The organism is Actinophytocola sp., from assembly GCF_035762905.1.
Taxonomy (GTDB): domain Bacteria; phylum Actinomycetota; class Actinomycetes; order Mycobacteriales; family Pseudonocardiaceae; genus DASYTH01.
The window spans coordinates 1-4853 of record NZ_DASUCC010000169.1 but is presented as its reverse complement, the minus strand read 5'-3'; the positions used below and the strand labels follow the sequence as shown (position 1 = coordinate 4853).

Annotated in this window: 5 protein-coding genes; 4 read left to right on the top strand and 1 reads right to left on the bottom strand. The window is 69.3% G+C overall.

The annotated features are described in order from the left end of the window. Positions 1 to 765: 765 nt before the first annotated feature. Complete coding sequence (locus VFV67_RS36330; protein WP_326475267.1) at positions 766 to 1080, bottom strand: hypothetical protein; 315 nt, start codon at positions 1078 to 1080, stop codon at positions 766 to 768. Positions 1081 to 1788: 708 nt separating this feature from the next. On the opposite strand from VFV67_RS36330, the gene VFV67_RS36325 reads away from it, so the two are divergent. The 4 genes from VFV67_RS36325 to VFV67_RS36310 form a co-directional block, all read left to right on the top strand. Next, on the top strand, positions 1789 to 2631 hold the full coding sequence (locus VFV67_RS36325) for a PIG-L deacetylase family protein (RefSeq protein WP_326475266.1): 843 nt from the start codon (positions 1789 to 1791) through the stop codon (positions 2629 to 2631). 311 nt (positions 2632 to 2942) lie between these two features. Further along, positions 2943 to 3260 carry an STAS domain-containing protein gene (locus VFV67_RS36320; protein WP_326475265.1) on the top strand — a complete coding sequence of 106 codons (318 nt, stop codon included), beginning with the start codon at positions 2943 to 2945 and terminating at the stop codon, positions 3258 to 3260. A gap of 224 nt (positions 3261 to 3484) precedes the next feature. Beyond that, positions 3485 to 3871: an ATP-binding protein gene (locus tag VFV67_RS36315; protein ID WP_326475264.1), complete on the top strand. Its 387-nt coding sequence runs from the start codon at positions 3485 to 3487 to the stop codon at positions 3869 to 3871. 445 nt (positions 3872 to 4316) lie between these two features. Next, a partial coding sequence (locus VFV67_RS36310) for a ZIP family zinc transporter (RefSeq protein ID WP_326475263.1) occupies positions 4317 to 4853 on the top strand: 537 nt, incomplete at its 3' end.

Below are 4853 nucleotides of genomic sequence, written 5' to 3'. Positions count from 1 at the left end.
ACCGCCGCACAACCAGTCGCTCGGTCCACACCGGCAGCTCAGCCACGAACACAGGCTACGGGCCAGCGGACATACGCATCCCACGAGTCCGGGCTCCCCTCGAGCACCAGTCTTGGCGTAAGGCCGCGAATCGCGTGAGATTTCACGAACTTGTCTCCGGTTGAGATCTGCTGGCCGTGCTGATCGCGCAGCGTGTTTCGCTCGACGAGTCGCGGTGACCGGGACTGGCCAGCTGGCCCAGCCGTCCCGAGGACCACCCACGTTGGGTGTGCCCATCGGTCGGGCCTATCCCACGATCGGCACCGCTCACCTCTGTGTCATCAGCCCGGAGCTGTTTCCTGCCGTCAACCGCGAGGAGTATTTCGTGGTCGGTGCGCTCAGCGGGCGCCGGGTGAAGGGAGCTCGGCTCGACCCTGCGCGCATTCTCACTGATCTGGTGGCCGCCGGGCCGCAAGTGCCAGGCCGAGGTGCTGGACGCCTCAACCGGCCAGTTCCGGCCGACCCGACCGGCTCGCGACCGGCGTCCCTCGGGGCTGGTCGAACACCCGCTGATCCGGGCGAAGTGCCGGACTGCTGCCCGCTTCGGCCAGCCCGGTCGACCGAGCCAAACCCCGCAGGCTGCCCAACAACCGCCGCGCCTTCACCCCCGACGAGCTGGCTGACATCAACACCACCGCCCGAGCCAGCGGCGACGGCACACATCCTCGACGCCGTGCTGCTGCGCCTGCACCCCGAAACCGCCTGCCGCCGCGGCGCGCCCTGGCCCTACGCCACGCCGCCCTCGACGCCCACCAATGCCTCATCCAGCTCCGCGAGAAAGGCAACACCGTGCGCTGGCAACCCAACGGCCCCGCACTCGCGACCAGCCTGACCGACCACGCCCAAGCGCGCGGCAGCCTGCTGCCCACCGACCAACTGCTGCCATCGGGGGTCGACCTCCGACCCCGTGCCTGCCACCGAGCCCGTGGCTTTCCATTTCCATGGCGGACGCGCCGCAGCGGGTGTGGCGATACTGAGCGCACCGAGTGCGCCAAGTGCTCCACCGGTCACCAACACGTTGCGCCTGTTGAGCTTGTCCATGCCCTCGCTCCTCCTCGCCGAGGCCGTGTTGGCGACCGAGCCGAGCAGGAGGTGATCGTGGAACCCGCGTTGTCCGTTTTCATGGCGTCCAGCCCGGAGTCGATGCGTTCCCGCCGGCAGACCGAGCCGACCCGATCAGGTCGATGTGGGTGAGGTCGACACCACGGGCCTCGAGTCATACGTGTGCGTCCCACCAGCGGTCCCCCCCGCCCCCCCCGCACGCGGGGAAGTTCCCTTCTCTGGCGCGAGGTCGACGCTGCACGAGGGCCTCCCTGCGCGCGGGGCTGTTCCGGCGTACGCCACGGCGAACGCGACGACCGCGGTGTCCTCCCCGCGCACGCGGGGTTGTCCTCCACTCAGGAACGCGACGACTGAACGATCCGGCCCTCGTCGCGCCCGCGGGGCTGTTCGGAATTGCCCGCCGCAGATCTCCACCGTGTCGGTGTCTTCTCTGCGCACGCGGGGCTGCTTCGCGGCAGGACGGTGGCGACGGTACGGGTGGAGTGCACCCAGCGCATGCAGCTGATCCACACGCGAACCTGCGCGTCCGTGGCTCAAGCGGCCTCGCCGGACCTCAGGACAACCTCGGGGCAGTGGGTGAATAGTCCCATCCGGCCTCGGACACCACTCTTGGTGTAATCCCGCGAATCACGCGAAATCTCACCATTGCCGGCGGCTGCGGCTCGGGTGCTCGGGCGGCCGGCGGGTATGCGGTTGACGAGCGTGATCGTCCGAGCGCGTACTTCGGTCAACCGGCCGCATCTCGCCGCCCGCCTCCGCGACCGGCTTGCACCCGTGGTGGTACCTCGGTGGCAACTGGCCGGCCGCATGCTTGTTGATGTTGGACGGGTTGCGGAATGTCGGGGAGTGACCATGGTGCAGCGGGCTAGTCGGCGGATCTTGGCGGTCGGGGCGCATCCTGACGACGTGGAGATCGGTGCGGGTGCCACGCTGTTGGCCCACCGGGCCGCTGGCGACGAGGTGTTCGTGCTGACCCTGAGCGCCGGCGAGCGCGGCGGAACCGCCCCGCAACGGGCCGCCGAGTCACAGGCTGCCGCCGACCTGCTCGGCGCCCAACTCTTCCTCGGCGACCTGCCTGACACTGAGATCAGCGCCGGCAAAGTCACCATCGACCTGATCGAGGACGTCATCCGGCGGGTGCGACCCGACGTGGTCTATACCCACTCGGCCCACGACACCCATCAGGACCACCGCGCGGTGCATCAGGCGGTGCTGGTGGCGGCTCGCTCGGTTGCCACCGTGGTCAGCTTCCAGAGCCCGTCGACCACCGTGGAGTTCCGGCCGACCCGGTTCGTTGACGTCTCCGCGCACATTCGCGGGAAGTTGGACCTGCTGGCCTGCTTCGCCTCGCAGCACGTCATTCGCGACTACCTGGCCGACGATCTGGTGATGGCCACCGCCCGCTACTGGTCGCGGCACGCCGCGGTCGCCTACGCCGAACCCTTCGAGGTCGTCCGGGAACGCGTCGACCTGGTCACCCCGGCACACATCGAGGCGATCCCGGCCCAGTACACCCTCAGCGCCGCCTAGCACCACCGACGTCGGACCCCGCGCGCGCACCATGACCGCGGCGAGCCGCTGTGGGCATCTTCCCGCCTGGCGGTCCCGCTGCAATCCGCGCACTGATGTGGCATCGTCCTGGGCGGTCGGCACCGAAAACAGGCGATCGAGCGGTGACACGCCCGCAGCTCGCGAACGGAACAGGATGCCGACCTGGGGTGATCTTCACTGATGGTCGGGTGGGGATGGATCGTGGACTGGTCGCGGGGGACAATGGCCTGGTGACGTCCCCTGAGGCGCCGGTCCCGGCGTGCCCTGTCGGTTCAGCTGTGCAGGTGGTGGTGGAGCGATCTGACGCGGCGGTGGTGCTGGGTGTGTCCGGTGAGGTGGACATGCTCACCGCCGAGGAGCTCAAGGCGGTCGTGGTTGAGGCGCTGGATCAGCGGCCGGCGGTCGTGGTGATCGACCTGCTCGGAGTGGGGTTTATCGGCTCGGCCGGGTTGGCCGTGCTCGTTGAAGCCCAGCAGCGGGCTACCGAACACACCCGGCTTCGGGTCGTCGCCGCGGGCAGCGTGACGTTGCGGCCACTGCAGATCACCGGGCTGGATGTCGCACTCGAGGTGTATCCCACGCGCGCTGCGGCCCTCAACGCGGACTGACCTGAGCTCACCAGGCGCCGCTGTTCCCGCGTAGGTCAGCGGGCCCGGACAGGCACCGACCGCACGCTGCTAAGCGCGACGGGTGTTCGCAGCCGGCCTAGCGGGTAGCCGACAGCCGTGATCGATCAGACACAACGCAGCCAGCCACAGCGGCCGCCGCCGGCCACCCGGCCATGACTGGCACCCCGCCCGCCCGCGAACAGCTGGTCCCTGACTGCTGGACCGTGCCAGCCGCAGCCGAGCAGCTTCCGGCGCTGCGCGACGCGCTGACCGAGTGGGCGCGCCACCTGGGCCTCAGTGCCGGCCAGGTGCAGGCGCTGCGCCTGGCCGCCTACGAAGCACTGGCCAACGTGGTCAAGCACGCCTACCACCCAGGCGCAAACGGGATGGTCGACCTGCACGCGGCCTACCGGCAGCCACCCGGAGAGGTCACCGTTACTGTCACCGATCACGGCCGGTGGCGCCTCGCGCCGGTCCAACCCGAGCACCAGCGCGGCCGCGGCCTGCCTCTGATCCACGGCCTCACCGACGAGCTCACCATAGAAACCGGCGAGGACGGCACCATCGTGCGCATGGTGTGGACCGTCAGTCCGCACCCCGCGGCAACGTGAGACCTGGTCAACCGCCGACACGCGTCGGCATGCGAGGTTCCCTGGGTGCCTGGGCTACGGGTTCTTGATGACGCCTCTGTCCGCTTGGGCCGGTCACCCCATTCCCGACCCGTAACGCGACCCGACTCCCACCTACCTAGCCGGTCCCGCCTGATGCGACAGTCCGCTGGTTAACGCAACTAGATGATCGGGAGTTCAGCAGTGCCCACAGTGGCCGGTGTGGGCTGGGTCGAGCCACCGGTGCGTTGTGGGAAATGTCGGTCCTGCTGGCGGCGACATAGGGGATCACGCAGGGACCACAAGACGAGCACCGGCTGGCCCGGTCGACACGTCGGCCTTTCCCATGCGGTTGACTCGGGCGTTGGCCAACGTCGGTCCGGGCAACCTCTCGGCGCTTGGACCGTGCTCTGGGCTCACGGCGGGGTTGACCGCCAGAATGATCGGCATGTTCACCGCCGTGTTGTTCGGTTTGGCTGCTTCGAGTGCGCTGGTGATCGGCTCGGTGGCCGGTGCGCTGTGGCGTCCGCCGCGCCGGGTTACCGGGGTTCTGCTGGCCTTTGCCAGTGGGGCGCTGATCGCCGCGCTGGCCTTTGAGCTGTTCGAGGAGGCGTTTCACCTCGGTGGTGCGGTGCGCTCCGGGCTGGGTCTGTTGGCTGGGGCGGCGGTTTTCGTGCTCGTGGATTCCGCTCTGGACCGCTATGTCACCGGTCACTCCGGGCCCGAGCAGCGGGAGGTGACCAAGGCCGGTGCGCGCGGTGGCGTCGGCCTGGCGCTGCTGGCCGCGGTGACCCTGGACGGTGTGCCGGAGAACCTCGCGCTCGGGGTGTCGCTGGTCAGCGGGGTGTCGTTGACATTGCTCGTGGCGATCTTCTTGTCCAATCTGCCGGAGTCCCTGGTCGGCGCCGTGGCCATGCGCGAGTCCGGGCAGAGCAAGCGAAGCGTCATCACGACCTGGGCGGCATGCGCGCTGCTGCTGACCGCC

Coding starts and splice junctions, on each gene's coding strand:
- VFV67_RS36330 (WP_326475267.1), bottom strand. CDS start 1,080: ATGGACAAGCTCAACAGGCGCAACGTGTTGGTGACCGGTGGAGCACTT.
- VFV67_RS36325 (WP_326475266.1), top strand. CDS start 1,789: ATGCGGTTGACGAGCGTGATCGTCCGAGCGCGTACTTCGGTCAACCGG.